This window comes from Haloactinopolyspora alba, from assembly GCF_003014555.1.
Classification (GTDB): domain Bacteria; phylum Actinomycetota; class Actinomycetes; order Jiangellales; family Jiangellaceae; genus Haloactinopolyspora; species Haloactinopolyspora alba.
In genome coordinates this window covers 20,347-34,476 of record NZ_PYGE01000032.1, presented here as the reverse complement: position 1 = coordinate 34,476, position 14,130 = coordinate 20,347, and the positions used below count along the sequence as shown (strand labels likewise).

The window sequence follows — 14,130 nt, the reverse complement described above, 5'->3', positions numbered from 1 at the left end:
GCAGGCAGATCACGTTCGAGTCACCCGGTGATCACCCAGGGCCACCCCGTCGAGCAGCACCCGGCACACACAACCCTCCCAGAGAGATCACGTTCACCATGGAATTCCATGCGTCACCACCCGTACAGCCCTGGTGACGCGTACACAAGCCTCGTGGTCGCCCAGCGAGGACCCGTCCTTCGTCCGCCCCACTACCGTGGTCCGCATGATCGAGGACACCGTGGCGTTCCGGGTGCTCAAAGCGATGAAGGCGACCCAGCGCACCATCGGCCCCGCGCTCGCCGAACTCGGCCTGCACCCCGGACAGGAGCTGCTGCTCTCGCAGCTGTGGCGCGAGGACGGCGTCACGCAGGCGGAGCTCATCACCCGCCTCGGCGTCGAGCCGCCCACCGTCAGCAAGGCCCTGCACCGGCTGGAACGGGCCGGTTTCGTCCGGCGGGAACGCACACCCGGACACGGGCTCACCGTGCATCTCACCGACGACGGGCGCGCCCTGCAGGAACCAGCCGAGCAGGCGTGGCGGCAAGCGGACGCGGAGTTGCTGCGTGACCTCGACGACGACGACCGCGCGGCGTTCTCCGCGATCATCCGACGGTTGACGGCGACTGAATTAGCCGGCTAACTTAGCTCCATGCAGGTCGGCCTTCACATCATGAACTTCTCCTGGCCCGGTGGCCCCGCAGCCATCGGCCCGACCCTCGAGCAGGCACTCGCCAACGCGGAGGCGGCCGGCATCCACAGCTTCTGGCCGATGGACCACTTCTTCCAGGTCCCGATCATCGGGCCGCCGGAGGAACCGATGCTGGAGGCGTACGGCATGCTGGCCTGGGCGGCCGGACGGTTCCGCACCCTCCAGCTGGGTGCGCTGGTCACCGGGGTGCACTACCGCCACCCCGGTGTGCTCGTGAAGCAACTGAGCACGCTGGACGTGTTGTCCGGCGGCCGTGCCTGGCTCGGCATCGGCGCCGCCTGGAACGGACAGGAGTCGCGGGCCCTCGGCGTCCCGTTCCCATCGATGGCCGAGCGCTACGAACGGCTCGAGGAGACGCTGCAGATTGCACAACAGATGTTCGACGGCGACGACGCGGCGTACACCGGCACGCACTACCGGCTCGACTATCCGGTGAACCACCCGGCGCCGGTCCGCCGGCCGCCGATCATGGTCGGCGGCATGGGCGAGCGCAAGACGATGTCGCTGGTCGCCAAGTACGCCGACGCGAACAACTTCTTCGAGCTGCCCGACCCGGCGGCGTTGCGGCACAAGCTCGACGTCCTGCGGACCCGCTGTGACGAGGTCGGGCGGCCGTACGAGGACATCGTCAAGACGACCTTCGGTCAGCTCGGACCGCTCGACCTCGACCACGCGAGGCGCCGCTTCGAGAACCTGGCCGACCTCGGCGTGGATCTGGCGATCGTCGACCTGCCCGACCCCGCGGACGAGCGGGTGTACGAGTTCATGGCGGAGCTGGTGCGCGAGGTCGAGCCGATGGGCCGCCCCACCCCGGCGCCACTGTCCCCATGATCATCGGCACTTTCCGGCCGTATAACCCGGAAAGTGCCGATGATCATGGGGACAGGTGGGGTGAGCGTCACCGCGCGCGTTCGGCCAGAGTGTTGAGCAGACCCGCCGCCGTGGCCGCGTCGTCGACGACCACCACCGTCCGCCGTCCGCCGCGGCGCTCCACCAGCAGCCCGGAGCCACCGCGCAGCACGTACCCGCTCGCCCCGCGCAATGGACCGAACGCCGCGATGCGGTATCCGTAACCGCCGAAGTGCCTGAGGGGACGGACGTCGACGACGGTGGCGCGTTCGACCTCACCGAGCGGGATGTGCATCCGCGGCCGGCCGAGGCGGCTGCGGAGGGTCAGCCCGTGCCGGTCGACGGTGACCGTGATCGAGAACATCACCGCGGCCACCACGCCGAGGGCCGCACCCACGCCGAGCATCCACCACTGCCGGGACAGGACCCCCGCGGCCACCGTCACGCCGACACCGGCGACGAGCACGGCCGCCGGCCCGCTGCCCGTTGCCACCGACCGGGTCCACGCGACGCGCTCGCCCGGCGCGACACCCAGCCGGGGTACGTCACCAGGCGCCGGCTCCCCGCGCTCGGCCGACCAGCGGGGCACCGTCCACGCCGCCACCGCGGCCAGCAGGACACCGGCGGCGAACGACCCGAGGAACCTCGACGCGCCGGCTTCCGCCTCGGCGGCGTCGGCAAGGCCCCGCTGGTCGGTCACCAGCCACGTCGCCAGCACCGTCACGAACCCGGTGACACCGGTGGTTGTGACGGCGAGCACCCGGACCAGCAGCGGGTCGGCCGGCCCGGCGAGGCTCAGCCACAGCCCGGCGGCCGCGAACACCACGCCGAACCCGGCCACCATGGCCACCACCACGCCGGGCGACGCGAAGCCGTCCGCCGCACCGTCGACGCCCCAGTGGATCGCCACCTCGGCCGGTAGCGCGTCCCGCCGGCTCCACACCAGGGCGGCGCCGGCGGCCGCGACCACCAGCGGCAGCACGGCGACCGCGACCACGATTCGCACGACCGGACGGGCGTCGCCGGCGGTCGGTGCCGCTTCGGTCATCGGTACTCCAGTCGGATCATGTCGAACAGTTCCTGGGCGCTGACACCGAGTCCGCGGGCACGCTCGACGACGTCGGCGACCTCCTGGCGCAGTTCGGCCCAGTCGCCGACGGCGCCCCGCACGACGACGGCACCGCGCCCGCGCCGCAGTTCGACCAGGCCCTCGTCGCGCAACTGCTGGTAGCCGCGCAGCACGGTGTGCACGTTCAGCCCGAGCGAGTCGGCGAGGTCCCGCGCGCCGGGCAACCGTTCACCAGGCTGGACGTCGCCGCGCGCCACCGCCCCGCGGACCGCCGCGGCGATCTGCGCGAACAACGGCTCGGCCGAGTTCGGGTCCAGGCGGAACAGCACGAGACCAATGCTATTGTTCTAGTTCAATTAGCACAAGATGGTCGAGGTACCGTCGTCCCATGCCGGACGTCGAACAGCCTCAGCCACCGGTCGCCAAGCGCGTCCCCACCCACCGCGAGTTCCACGGCGACACCGTCGTCGACGAGTACGCCTGGCTGTACGACCGCGACGACCCGGACACCACGGCCTACCTCGAGGCCGAGAACGCCTACACCGAGGCGGCCACCGCGCACACCAAGGCGCTGCAGGACACGATCTTCCACGAGATCAAGAGCCGCACCCTCGAGACCGACCTCTCCGTCCCCACCCGGCGCGGCGACTGGTGGTACTACACGCGCACCATCGAGGGGCAGCAGTACCCGGTGCACTGCCGCTCACGCATCGAGCCCGAACTGCCGGCCGACCCCACCGAGGGGCTACCGGCGCCCGCCGACGAACAGGTCCTGCTCGACCAGAACGAGCTGGCCGGCGACTCGCCGTACTTCGCCCTCGGCGCTTTCGACATCAGCCCGGACGGCGGGCTGCTCGCCTACTCGACCGACCACGACGGCGACGAGAAGTACACGCTGCACGTCAAGGATCTGCGGACCGGCGAGACACGGCCCGACACGGTGCCGGGCACGTACTACAGCACCGCCTGGTCGGCCGACGGCGACGTGCTGTTCTACACCACCGTCGACGAGGCGATGCGGCCCTATCGCGTCTGGCGGCACGTGCTGGGCACGGAGGCGAGCGCCGACGTGATCGTGCACGAGGAGACCGACGAGCGGTTCTTCGTCGGCGTCGGTCTCACCCGCAGCCGCGAGTACGTGCTCATCGGGCTCGGCAGCCAGATCACCACCGAGATGCGGTTCCTGCCGGCGGCCGATCCGTACGGCGAGTTCCGCGTCGTCGAGCCGCGCAGGCAGGGCATCGAGTACACACTCGACCACAGCGGCGACAGCTTCTTCATCGTGCACAACGACGGCGGCGCGGACTTCGAGCTCGCCGTCGCGCCGGCCGCGACCCCCGGCCGTGAGCACTGGACCCCGGTCATCGGCCACCGCCCGGGTACCCGCATCACCGAGGTCGACGCGTTCGCCACCCATCTGGTGGTCTCGATGCGCCGCGACGGACGGACCGAGCTGCACGTCCTTCCGCTGCACGACGGCCGGCCCGGCGAGGGCCGGGACATCGAGGTTCCCGAGGAGGTCCGTACCGTCGACGCCGGCGCCAACCCGGAGTTCGACTCCACCGTGTTCCGGCTCGGTTACACCTCGCTGACCACGCCGAGCTCGGTCTACGACTACGACGTCGGCACCGGCGAGCTGCGGCTGCGCAAGCGCCGGGCCGTGCTCGGCGACTTCGACCCGGACGCCTACGAGGCGGTGCGCGAGTGGGCCTCCGCCGACGACGGCACCGCGGTGCCGATCTCGCTGGTGCGCCGCAAGGACACACCACGCGACGGCAGCGCTCCCTGTGTGCTGTACGGCTACGGCTCGTACGAGATGCCCATGGACCCGTGGTTCTCCATCGCCCGGCTCTCGCTGCTGGACCGCGGGTTCGTGTTCGCCATCGCACACGTCCGCGGCGGCGGTGAGCTGGGGCGTCACTGGTACGAGGACGGCAAGCTGCTGGCCAAGCGGAACACGTTCACCGACTTCGTCGCCTGCGCCGACCACCTCACGGCGACCGGGTGGACGTCGCACGACCGGCTGGTCGGCCGCGGCGGCAGCGCCGGCGGCCTGCTGATCGGCGCGGTGGCCAACCTGGCCCCGTCGACGTTCGCCGCCCTGGTGGCGGACGTGCCGTTCGTCGACGCGCTGACCACCATCCTCGACCCGTCGATGCCGCTCACCGTCATCGAGTGGGAGGAGTGGGGCAATCCGGTCGAGTCCGGCGAGGTCTACGCGTACATGAAGTCGTACACGCCGTACGAGAACGTCCAGCCGGTCCCGTACCCGGCGATGCTGGTCACCGCCGGGCTGAACGACCCGAGGGTCGGCTATCACGAGCCGGCGAAGTGGGTCGCCCGGCTGCGTGCGACCTCGACGGGTGAGCGCCCGCTGCTGCTCAAGACCGAGATGGGCGCGGGCCACGGCGGACCGTCGGGCCGCTACGACGCATGGCGCGACGAGGCGCTGACCTTGGCGTTCATCATCGACTCGGTGGCAACGCGGGATTCCCGACAGAACTGACGTTCTTGCCAAACCGCGCGGTCCGTGATGAGGTACCGCGCGGACGATCACGTTCCGGACCGACCTCACCACCTCACCGAGGGAGCCCCCGTGCCGACCATCGAGAACGTCAACTCGCTGCCGCTGCACCGCAAGCTCGCGGCCGCGGTGGGGGTCGTGCTCTTCGTCGGCCTGTTCCTTCCGTGGGTCTCGGTCTCGCTGGCCGGCATCGACGTCTCGTCGAACGGCTGGCAGGGCATCGGCTCCGCGGTCGGGATCCTCACCGTCGGGCTCGTGGCGTGGGAGGTCGCCCGGCTGCTGTCCCGGGCGCCGGACTTCGGCGTCGACCACGACCTGGTGACCGCCGCACTGGCCGCGCTCACCGGATTCTTCGGCCTGATCCAGTTCATCCGCTCACTGACCCAGCCCAGCCCGGCCGGCCCCGGCTTCGGCGCGTTCGTCATCCTGTTCTGCTCGCTCGCTCTCGGCTACGCCGCGTTCCTGGCGTTCCGGCAGGCCGGCGGCGCCAGGGCGATCACGCACTCCGACGACGACGCGCCCGAGCCGCCGAACGCCGGGTGAGCCGCGGTTCCGGCACGGCGCGGCGCAGACTCTTCGCCAGTGGCGGCGCCGGCCTGTTCGTCTCACTCTTCCTGCCTTGGACGACGGTCTCCGGCCGCCACGGCGACTCCGAATCGACGCCCGGATGGAACGGTTACGCCACCGTCGACGGCACGCCGATCTTCGACGACGTGGGGGTGCTGACCGGCATGCTCGCGACGCTGCTGGTGGCATGGGAGATGCTGCGTTACGGCAGCCCGGAGACGCGCGGAGCCGAACGCCGCCGGGACGCGTGCGGCGCGACACTGGCCGCGCTGACCTGCCTGTCGAGTGTGGTTCTGTCGTTCAGCGCCGTGGCCGCCGGGCGCGCCGAAGCCGGCACCGCGGTCGCCGGGACGACGGGGAACGTGTCGGTGGGCATCGGCGCCGTCGTGACCCTGATGTCCGGCATATGCCTCGGAATCGGCGCCTCGCTCGCCGTCGGAGCGTATCCGGTGAGCTGGTTCGGCCGCGCCGACCGGCGTAACGGGCGTAGATTCGGGAGTATCTCCGGAAGATATCGCGAGGAGTAGTGATGAAGGGGAAGCTCCTGATCCTGGCCGGTGCCGCTGTCGGGTACGTACTCGGCACCCGCGCCGGGCGGCAACGCTACGAAGACCTCAAGGGCCGCGCCGACGCGTTGTGGCACGACCCGAAGGTCCAGCAGCGCGTCTCCGACGCCGAGAACGCTGTGCGAACCAGGGCACCGCACCTGCAGGACCGGATCTCCGACGCCGCCACGAAGGCCTCGGACAAGGTCAAGGCGACGGTTCACCACGAGGACCACGACGCCTCGGAGGCCGAGCTGAGCGTCAACGGACGCCCCGGCGAACAGTCGGCGGAGCGCCGCGACGGCAGCTGAGAGCACCGTATGACGGGGCGCGGGAACGACCGCCCGGACGGCTCGACGCGCGAGGAGAATCCCGAGACCGAGATCTGGGGCCCGGGCGACACCTGGCATCGCGACGACGCCGCTGACACTGGCACGGCCGACGCCGGCGAGGGCGGCACGTCGGCGCCGGCGGCTCCGTCCGCGCCCGCGGCTCCGTCGGTGCCGCCCGTACCGCCGGAGCCCGCCGAGTCAACGGCCGAGACAGCCGGTGCTGCCGGTACGGACGAGCCGGACGCGGCGGACGGGGCGGACGCGGACGAATCCGTCGCATCGGCCGAGGGAACGCCGGCCGGTCAGCGGCCGTCGGCCGGATACATCGCCCGCCGCAGCGTGCGTGAGTTCAGCGCCGACGGGTGCATCGACCTCGCGGCGGCGCTCACGTACTACGCCGTGCTTTCCGTGTTCCCGGCCCTGGTAGCTCTGGTGTCGCTGCCCGCCGTCGTCGGCCGGGGCGCCCAGACGACCGACAAGCTGCTCAGCATCGTCCAGGACAGCGCTCCGGCGACGGTTTACGACCGGCTCAGCGGGCCGATCGAACAGCTCGCGGACGCACCTGCCGCCGGGACCGCACTGATCATCGGACTTGCCGCGGCGCTGTGGACCGCGTCCGGCTACGTCGGTGCCTTCGGACGCGCGATGAACCGCATCTACGGCGTCCGCGAGGGGCGGCCGTTCTGGATACTCCGGCCGGCGATGCTCGGCGTCACGCTGCTCACGATGCTGCTGGTGCTGGCCGCGCTCGTACTGCTCGTCGTCACCGGCCCGCTGGCCGAGTCGGTCGGCGAGACCGTCGGCGTCGGCGACACCGCGGTGACGGTCTGGAACATCGCCAAGTGGCCGGCGCTGTTGCTCATCGTCATCATGATCGTCGCCGTGCTGTACGGAGCCACCCCCAACGTGAAACAGCGCCGGTTCCGGTGGCTCAGTGCCGGCGCCGCGATCGCCATCGCGGTCTGGGCCCTCGCCTCCGCCGCTTTCGGCTTCTACGTCGCGAACTTCGGCAGCTACGACGAGACGTACGGGTCGCTGGCCGGGGTCATCGTGTTCTTGCTGTGGCTGTGGTTGACGAACGTCGCGCTGCTGTTCGGCGCGGAGGTCGACGTGGAGCTCGAGCGGGCTCGGGAGCTGCGTGCCGGCGAACCGGCCGAGGAACGGTTGCAGCTGGCCCACCGCAGCACCCGCGGTCTCGAGAAGGCGGCGGCGAAGCGGGCCGAGGCCATCCGGCTGGCGCGTCGTCTCCGCGGAGGCAGGTCCGGTCGCCGCGCGGATCGCGACGCGGGCCGTGGCGCGGAGGACGACGGGGACCACGGCTCGCGCCTCGACGCCGAGCGTGGCGCCGACGACGATGCGGGGCGCGCCGTCGACATGGAGCGTGGCGCCGACGCCGGTCCGGAGCCCGGCCGGACGCGTTAGAGCACGCGCGCCCGCCGCGCCCGGGCGTGCGCCTCGATGCGCCCGGCGACCCGTGCGGTCCACGCGGCCACCGCGCCCGCACACCGTGCCGCGCGTTCGAGACGCCGCGCGCGCCTGGCGTCGCGGGTCGCCGCGTGCACGGCGGCCTCGTGCCGCAACTTCTCGGCGCGGGCGCGGTGCAGGTCGTCGTGGAAGTGAATGGTCATGACGGACCTCCCGTTGTCGGCTCGGCAGCGCTTCAGTGCGCCCGGTGCACGGTCACCGAGCCGCTGACCGCCCTGGCCGACAACGCCAGCGTGCGGTCGGACGCCGCAGGCGCGTCGGTCTCGTCCAGCTCGGAGCGCACCTTGCCGCTGACCGAGGAGGCGTCCAGGTGCGCCGCCGTGCCCTCGGCCACGCCGACGGAGATGTCGCCGCTGGTCGACGTCGCCCGGATCTCGCCCTGGACGGCGCGGGCAACCGTGATCTCGCCCGAGGCGGTCTTCAGCTCGACCGTGCCGTCGACGGCGCCGAGCTCGAGATCGCCGGAGGCACAGGAGACGTGGCCGCCACTGACGGTCCCGCCGACCGTGATGTCGCCGGATCCGGTGTCGAGCTCGACGTGGCTGTCGGCGGCCTGCTCGATCCGGACGTCGCCGGAGCCGGTGTGGACGACCGCCGACGCGCAGCGCCCGACGTGCACCGAGCCACTGCCGGTGCGCGCACGTGCCTCGGTGCACGACTCGGTGGCGACGTCACCGGAGCCGGTCTTCGTCGCCAACGCGCCGACGGTGCCGGTGGTCTCGACGTCGCCCGACGCGCTGTGCGCGTCCACGTCACTGCCGTTCGGGACGGTGACCCGGATGTCGACCGACGAACGACCCAGGTCCAGGCCGCGCAGACGCTTCGGTGTCTCGATCTTCAGTGTTCCGGAGCGGTAGGCGACCGTGGTCTGCGCGATCAGCTCGTCGGCATGCGGTCCGGAGGCGCGCAGGTCGACGGTCGCATCGGTGGTGTCGGCCGCGGTGACGGTCAGGTCGCCGGAGGTCTGCCGTACCGACAGCTCGACGGGGCCGTCGACGGCGAACGTCACGGGGTACTCGTCGTGGGACATGGGGTCTCCTCGTGAGGGTGTCGTGGGTGCGAGGTCAGCGCACCCAGCCGGTGATCCGCCGGCCGGTGGTCGCGCGCCGTGGTGCTGGGGCGGGCTCGAGAGCATGCGTGACCGCGCGGATCAGCCATGCGTTGACGGACATGCCTTCGGCCGCGGCGACTTCCTCGACCTTGACCTTGAGCGTCTCGGGAAGCCGCAGCGAGACACGGGACGTGCCTTCGTCGGGCTCGGGAGGCGCCGGCGGCTGGGGCGGCTGTGGGGCCGCCGGCGCAGCCGGCGGCACGGCGACCTCGTCGGCCACGAGCTCCGGCTGCCCGCCGCGTAGCCGGACGTCGACGACGACGCCGTCGAGTTGGGCGGTGACCTCCGCCGCCGCGTCGCCCAACGCTTCGAGCAGCGTCAGCCGCAGCGACGGCTCGACGGCATAAGAGAGCCGCTCGGCCGCGTCCCGGACCTCGTCGGCTGCCGCGTTCCCGGCCGACGCGAGCGAGCCGCGGAGTGATTCGACGTAGGGCGTGAGTTCCATGACGCCATGGTGGCGTCATGCGTGACGTCTGTCAAGCGTCATCTTGGCACTGTGGTGGCGCTAGATGGCGTCGCCTCGGGTGTCGCGTGACGTCAGACATGGCGCCATTAGGCGCGTCGCGCCATCCTTCGCACGTCTGGGGAACACCTCCGGGCACCTCGCACGCGAGCGCATGCGCCGGTCGCCGGACCGGCGCTCATGAACGTGAGACCGCACGCTCCCGTCAATTCCGGCCGAGGTCGCTGGCGGAGGCGATGATCTCGTCGAGAACGGCGCGGGAGCGGACGAGGTCGGCGATCGTCGTGTCGATGCGTTCGCGCTCTTCGACGAGGACCCGGGCGAGCTTCGGTGTCGCGCGGGCGCTCGGGCCGCCCTCGGGTGCGCGCATACACGGCAGGATCTGGCCGATCCGGTCGCTGTGGAGACCGGCGGCGAACAGCTGCTGGATGAGGATGACCCGATCGACAGCGGCATCGGGAAACACACGCTGCCCGCCCGGGGTGCGGGTCGGCGCGAGGAGCCCTTGCTCTTCGTAGTAGCGCAGCGACCGCACACTGACACCGGTACTCCGCGACAGCTCGCCGATCTTCATGCGATCCCTCCTTGAACCTCACATAAATGTGAGCTTTTACGGTACTTCTGTCACGTTCACGACTGAAAGGACCTCGCCATGGACACGGCGTCGACGATCACGCTCGGTGACGGAACCCGGATCCGTTACCGGCTCGACGGCCCCGAGGATGCCCCAGTGCTGGTGCTGTCGAACTCGATCGCGACCACGCTGGAGATGTGGGACCGCAACATCGTCGACCTCGCTCGGCGTTTTCGCGTGCTGCGGTACGACACGCGCGGGCACGGGCTGTCGGACGCTCCGTCCGGCGCGTACTCGATCGAGCGGCTGGGCAGGGACGTCCTGGAGCTGCTCGACGCTTTGGGGTTCGAAAAGGCGCACTTCTGCGGCATCTCCCTCGGTGGCCTGATCGGCCAGTGGCTCGGCATCCACGTCCCCGGCCGCATCGACCGGCTCGTGCTCGCCAACACCTCCGCCTACCTGGGGCCGGCACCGCAGTGGGACGCGCGGATCACCAGCGCGCTCGGCGCGCAGGACCTTACGGCCACGGCCGAGATGTTCCTGGGCAACTGGTTCCCCGAGCGCCTCCTGGCGGACGAGGCGACGGCCGCGCCGTTCCGCGACACCATTCTCCGGATGCGGCCCGAAGGGCTCGCGGGCTGCCTCGCGGCCGTTCGTGACGCCGACATGCGCCGCACCATCTCCCTGATCCAGGCCCCGACGCTGGTCATCATCGGCGATCACGACACCGTCTGCCTGCCCGAGCACGGCACGTTCATCGCCGGCGCCATCCCTCATGCCCAGTCGCTCGCGATGCCGGTCACACACCTGTCGAACGTCGAGGATCCCGCGGGGTTCGTCGACGCCGTGAGCAGGTTCCTCGACGTCAGCACCGTGGTGACCTCCAGCTGACCGCCTGCACCTACCGCACCGGCATCTCGCAGACATCAACTTCGTGCAACGCTGCGACGTGCCACGGCGCTGCTGGCCATACGTCACGAGGCTTTTCGACGCATCACCAGGCGTGCACGGGTGGTGACGCATGGAATTCCATGCGGAACGTGATCATTCACTCCGGGGCGGCAGGGTTGGCGCGGCGGACGCCGGCGAGCAGCAGCTGCGCCACGTCCAGGACCTCCACGTCGGCGCCCTGGCCGCCGGCCTGCGCCTCGGTGAGCCCGTCGGAGAGCATGACGCGGCAGAACGGGCACCCCACCGCAATCGCCTCGGCGCCGGTGGCCAGGGCCTCCTCGGTGCGGTCGGTGTTGATGCGCTTGCCGATGCGCTCCTCCATCCACATCCGCGCACCGCCGGCTCCGCAGCAGAACGACGTCGAACCGCTGCGGGGCATCTCGCGCAGCTCCACGCCGGGCAACGAGCCCACGAGCTCCCGCGGCGGCTCGTACACCTGGTTGTGCCGGCCGAGGTAACACGGATCGTGGTAGGTCACGGGCCGTCCGGCCACCTCACCGGACTCGGCGGCCACGGGCGTGAGCCTGCCCTCCCGGACCAGCCGGTTCAGCAGCTGGGTGTGGTGGACCACCTCGAGCTCCATGCCGAGCTGGGCGTACTCGTTCTTCAACGTGTTGAAGCAGTGCGCGCACGTCGACACCACGCGCACCGCCTTGCTCTCGCGCAGCACGTCCACGTTCTGCAGCGCGAGCTGCTGGTACAGGAACTCGTTACCGGACCGGCGAGCGGGGTCGCCGGTGCAGGTCTCGCCGTCGCCGAGCACCGCGAACGAGACGCCCGCCGTGTTCAGGAGCTCGGCCACGGCCCGGGTGGTCTTCTTGGCCCGATCCTCGTAGGCACCGGCGCAGCCGATCCAGAACAGCCAGTCGACCTCGTCGAGCGATGCTGGGTCGTCCTCGTCGGAACCACCAATGACCTTGACGTCGAAGGGCAGGTCCGCGGCCCACTCCATCCGCTTTGACCCGCTGACGCCCCACGGGTTACCGGCCTTCTCGAGGTTCTTGAACAGCCCGTTCAGCTCGTTCGGGAACTCGGTCTCGATCAGTGCCTGGTAGCGCCGCAGGTCGAGGATGTGGTCCACGTGCTCGATGTCCACCGGGCACTGCTCGACGCAGGCGCCGCACATGGTGCATGACCACAGCACGTCCGGGTCGATGACGCCGCCGACGTCCTCCGTTCCGACGATCGGCCGCTGTGCCTCGGCGAGCGCACCGGCGGGCACGTCCGCGAGCTGTTCCGGTGTCGCCTGCTCGTCGCCGGCGAGGTCGGTGCCGCCGCCGGCCATGACGTACGGCGCCTTGCCGAACGCGTGGTCGCGGAGGTTCATGATCAGCAGCTTCGGCGACAGCGGCTTGTCGGTGTGCCACGCCGGGCACTGCGACTGGCAGCGCCCGCACTCGGTGCAGGTGTTGAAGTCGAGCAACCCCTTCCAGGAGAAGTCCTCGACCTTGCCCACACCGAGCGACGCGTCCTCGTCGAGGTCCTCGATGTGCTCGAAGTCGACCGGTTCACCATCGATGGTCAGCGGTTTCCCCGCGCCGAGAGCGGGACCGCCGTCGTCCTCGCGCTTGAAGAAGATGTTGAAGAACGCGAGGCCGCGGTGCCAGGCGACGCCCATGGTCAGGTTCCACGAGATGACGACGAAGAACGCCCAGGAGACGACGATCTTGAGCGCGGCGACCAGGTGCACGGTCAGCTCGACGTCGCCGGTGGCCATGCCGTCGAAGGCCGAGCCGATGAACGCGGTCAGCGGGAAGTGCGACAGCTCACCGAACAGCCGGTACTCCAGCCCCCGCAGCACCAGGATGCTCGCCGCGATGGTCGCGATGGTGAACTCGACGTAGTACGCCTGCCAGAACGTGGAGCCGAAGAACCGCGAGCTCCGGCCCTGCTGGCGCGGGTGCGAACGCTGCCGGATCACGGTCAGTACGACGATGCCGATCAGCGTGGCCCAGGCGATGAGCTCGGTGAACCATTCGAACGGGGCCCAGTGCCCGATGAGCGGCAGGGCGTAGTACGCGTCGAACAGCTGCCCGTATGCCGTGGCCAGGGTGAACACCAGGGCGAAGAACCCGACCATGACGAACCAGTGCGCGACGGCGACGACCGGGCGTTTCAGCATCCGGTTGTGGCCCAGGAACTCGCGCAGCAAGGTGCGCGCACGCTGCCGGGGGTTGCTCGTCCGTCCGGGCGCGGGCTGGCCGAGACGGATGACGCGCACCATGCGCACGATGGCGTCGGCGAGTACCGCCAACGCGAGCGCCGTCACGCCGAGGGCGGCGATGATCGCCACGTACTGCATCGTCCTCGGACCCCTCTCGCTCGTCGACTCTGACGCGCTTATATTACCCGCGAGTAACTACCCGCGAGAGTTCACACCCCCACTGTCTCAGTCTGCGCGGTGAAAGTTCAGGTACGACCGGCTCGGCGTCGGGCCGCGCTGGCCCTGGTAGCGCGAGCCGTGCCGCTGTGAGCCGTACGGCTCCTCCGCCGCGCTCGTCAGCGCGAAGAAGCACAGCTGCCCGATCTTCATGCCTGGCCACAACTTCATCGGCAACGTGGCGACGTTGGACAACTCCAGCGTGACATGACCGGTGAACCCCGGGTCGATGAACCCGGCCGTGGAGTGGGTCAGCAGACCCAGCCGCCCGAGGCTCGACTTGCCCTCGAGCCGCGCGGCGACGTCGTCGCCGAGCGTCACGGTCTCGAAGGTGGAGGCCAGCACGAACTCGCCGGGGTGCAGCACGAACGGCTCCTCCCCGCCGGGTTCGACCATGCGGGTCAGCCCGGGCTGTTCCTGCGACGGGTCGATGTTCGGGTACCGGTGGTTCTCGAACACGCGGAAGTACCGGTCCAGCCGGACGTCGATGCTCGAGGGTTGCACCATCTCGGGGTCGTACGGCTCGAGCTGTACCCGCTTGGCCTCGATAGCGGCGCGGATGTCACGGTCGGAGAGCAGCATGAGGGGA

General features: G+C 70.5%; 16 protein-coding genes. 8 read left to right on the top strand and 8 right to left on the bottom strand.

What is annotated here, in order from left to right; genetic code table 11:
* Positions 1 to 205: 205 nt before the first annotated feature.
* Positions 206 to 622 (top strand): MarR family winged helix-turn-helix transcriptional regulator, encoded by a 417-nt coding sequence (locus CLV30_RS25160; protein ID WP_129710973.1) that lies wholly within the window; start codon positions 206 to 208, stop codon positions 620 to 622.
* A 9-nt stretch (positions 623 to 631) separates the two neighbouring features.
* On the top strand, positions 632 to 1,522 hold the full coding sequence (locus CLV30_RS25155; RefSeq protein WP_106540003.1) for an LLM class F420-dependent oxidoreductase: 891 nt from the start codon (positions 632 to 634) through the stop codon (positions 1,520 to 1,522).
* Positions 1,523 to 1,589: 67 nt separating this feature from the next.
* Here the strand turns inward: CLV30_RS25155 and CLV30_RS25150 are convergent, their stop codons facing one another.
* Positions 1,590 to 2,588: a DUF1648 domain-containing protein gene (locus CLV30_RS25150; RefSeq protein ID WP_106540002.1), complete on the bottom strand. Its 999-nt coding sequence runs from the start codon at positions 2,586 to 2,588 to the stop codon at positions 1,590 to 1,592.
* Entirely contained in the window at positions 2,585 to 2,938 is a 354-nt protein-coding gene (locus CLV30_RS25145) for a GntR family transcriptional regulator (RefSeq protein ID WP_106540001.1), read from the bottom strand. Before CLV30_RS25145 ends, CLV30_RS25150 begins: the two co-directional genes overlap by 4 nt.
* A gap of 59 nt (positions 2,939 to 2,997) precedes the next feature.
* On the opposite strand from CLV30_RS25145, the gene CLV30_RS25140 reads away from it, so the two are divergent.
* From CLV30_RS25140 to CLV30_RS25120, 5 genes are all read left to right on the top strand, one after another.
* Positions 2,998 to 5,115 (top strand): S9 family peptidase, encoded by a 2,118-nt coding sequence (locus CLV30_RS25140; protein WP_106540000.1) that lies wholly within the window; start codon positions 2,998 to 3,000, stop codon positions 5,113 to 5,115.
* Between the two features lie 90 nt (positions 5,116 to 5,205).
* Positions 5,206 to 5,676: a hypothetical protein gene (locus CLV30_RS25135; RefSeq protein WP_129710972.1), complete on the top strand. Its 471-nt coding sequence runs from the start codon at positions 5,206 to 5,208 to the stop codon at positions 5,674 to 5,676.
* Positions 5,673 to 6,227 (top strand): hypothetical protein, encoded by a 555-nt coding sequence (locus CLV30_RS25130; RefSeq protein WP_106539998.1) that lies wholly within the window; start codon positions 5,673 to 5,675, stop codon positions 6,225 to 6,227. The genes CLV30_RS25135 and CLV30_RS25130 overlap by 4 nt, the downstream gene beginning before the upstream one ends.
* 2 nt (positions 6,228 to 6,229) lie before the next feature.
* The gene (locus CLV30_RS25125) at positions 6,230 to 6,556 is read left to right on the top strand and encodes a YtxH domain-containing protein (RefSeq protein ID WP_106539997.1); all 327 of its coding nucleotides are present in this window, start codon (positions 6,230 to 6,232) and stop codon (positions 6,554 to 6,556) included.
* A 9-nt stretch (positions 6,557 to 6,565) separates the two neighbouring features.
* Complete coding sequence (locus CLV30_RS25120; RefSeq protein WP_106539996.1) at positions 6,566 to 7,999, top strand: YihY/virulence factor BrkB family protein; 1,434 nt, start codon at positions 6,566 to 6,568, stop codon at positions 7,997 to 7,999.
* Here CLV30_RS25120 and CLV30_RS25115 read toward each other — a convergent pair.
* From CLV30_RS25115 to CLV30_RS25100, 4 genes are all read right to left on the bottom strand, one after another.
* Positions 7,996 to 8,205 carry a hypothetical protein gene (locus CLV30_RS25115; protein ID WP_106539995.1) on the bottom strand — a complete coding sequence of 70 codons (210 nt, stop codon included), beginning with the start codon at positions 8,203 to 8,205 and terminating at the stop codon, positions 7,996 to 7,998. The two genes, CLV30_RS25120 and CLV30_RS25115, sit on opposite strands and share 4 nt — an antisense overlap.
* 32 nt (positions 8,206 to 8,237) lie before the next feature.
* On the bottom strand, positions 8,238 to 9,092 hold the full coding sequence (locus tag CLV30_RS25110) for a DUF4097 family beta strand repeat-containing protein (protein WP_165358574.1): 855 nt from the start codon (positions 9,090 to 9,092) through the stop codon (positions 8,238 to 8,240).
* 34 nt (positions 9,093 to 9,126) lie between these two features.
* Positions 9,127 to 9,618, bottom strand: coding sequence for a hypothetical protein (locus CLV30_RS26810; protein WP_165358573.1), 492 nt, complete (start codon positions 9,616 to 9,618; stop codon positions 9,127 to 9,129).
* Between the two features lie 223 nt (positions 9,619 to 9,841).
* Positions 9,842 to 10,210 carry a MerR family transcriptional regulator gene (locus CLV30_RS25100; RefSeq protein WP_106539992.1) on the bottom strand — a complete coding sequence of 123 codons (369 nt, stop codon included), beginning with the start codon at positions 10,208 to 10,210 and terminating at the stop codon, positions 9,842 to 9,844.
* Between the two features lie 78 nt (positions 10,211 to 10,288).
* On the opposite strand from CLV30_RS25100, the gene CLV30_RS25095 reads away from it, so the two are divergent.
* Complete coding sequence (locus CLV30_RS25095) at positions 10,289 to 11,101, top strand: alpha/beta fold hydrolase (RefSeq protein ID WP_106539991.1); 813 nt, start codon at positions 10,289 to 10,291, stop codon at positions 11,099 to 11,101.
* Positions 11,102 to 11,258: 157 nt separating this feature from the next.
* Here the strand turns inward: CLV30_RS25095 and CLV30_RS25090 are convergent, their stop codons facing one another.
* Positions 11,259 to 13,463 (bottom strand): (Fe-S)-binding protein, encoded by a 2,205-nt coding sequence (locus tag CLV30_RS25090; RefSeq protein ID WP_106539990.1) that lies wholly within the window; start codon positions 13,461 to 13,463, stop codon positions 11,259 to 11,261.
* Between the two features lie 87 nt (positions 13,464 to 13,550).
* Entirely contained in the window at positions 13,551 to 14,123 is a 573-nt protein-coding gene (gene dcd, locus CLV30_RS25085; protein WP_106539989.1) for a dCTP deaminase, read from the bottom strand.
* Positions 14,124 to 14,130 lie beyond the last annotated feature (7 nt).

Coding starts and splice junctions, on each gene's coding strand:
- dcd (WP_106539989.1), bottom strand. CDS start 14,123: ATGCTGCTCTCCGACCGTGACATCCGCGCCGCTATCGAGGCCAAGCGG.
- CLV30_RS25120 (WP_106539996.1), top strand. CDS start 6,566: ATGACGGGGCGCGGGAACGACCGCCCGGACGGCTCGACGCGCGAGGAG.
- CLV30_RS25125 (WP_106539997.1), top strand. CDS start 6,230: ATGAAGGGGAAGCTCCTGATCCTGGCCGGTGCCGCTGTCGGGTACGTA.
- CLV30_RS25155 (WP_106540003.1), top strand. CDS start 632: ATGCAGGTCGGCCTTCACATCATGAACTTCTCCTGGCCCGGTGGCCCC.
- CLV30_RS25140 (WP_106540000.1), top strand. CDS start 2,998: ATGCCGGACGTCGAACAGCCTCAGCCACCGGTCGCCAAGCGCGTCCCC.
- CLV30_RS25150 (WP_106540002.1), bottom strand. CDS start 2,588: ATGACCGAAGCGGCACCGACCGCCGGCGACGCCCGTCCGGTCGTGCGA.
- CLV30_RS25100 (WP_106539992.1), bottom strand. CDS start 10,210: ATGAAGATCGGCGAGCTGTCGCGGAGTACCGGTGTCAGTGTGCGGTCG.
- CLV30_RS25110 (WP_165358574.1), bottom strand. CDS start 9,092: ATGTCCCACGACGAGTACCCCGTGACGTTCGCCGTCGACGGCCCCGTC.
- CLV30_RS26810 (WP_165358573.1), bottom strand. CDS start 9,618: ATGGAACTCACGCCCTACGTCGAATCACTCCGCGGCTCGCTCGCGTCG.
- CLV30_RS25160 (WP_129710973.1), top strand. CDS start 206: ATGATCGAGGACACCGTGGCGTTCCGGGTGCTCAAAGCGATGAAGGCG.
- CLV30_RS25115 (WP_106539995.1), bottom strand. CDS start 8,205: ATGACCATTCACTTCCACGACGACCTGCACCGCGCCCGCGCCGAGAAG.
- CLV30_RS25090 (WP_106539990.1), bottom strand. CDS start 13,463: ATGCAGTACGTGGCGATCATCGCCGCCCTCGGCGTGACGGCGCTCGCG.
- CLV30_RS25095 (WP_106539991.1), top strand. CDS start 10,289: ATGGACACGGCGTCGACGATCACGCTCGGTGACGGAACCCGGATCCGT.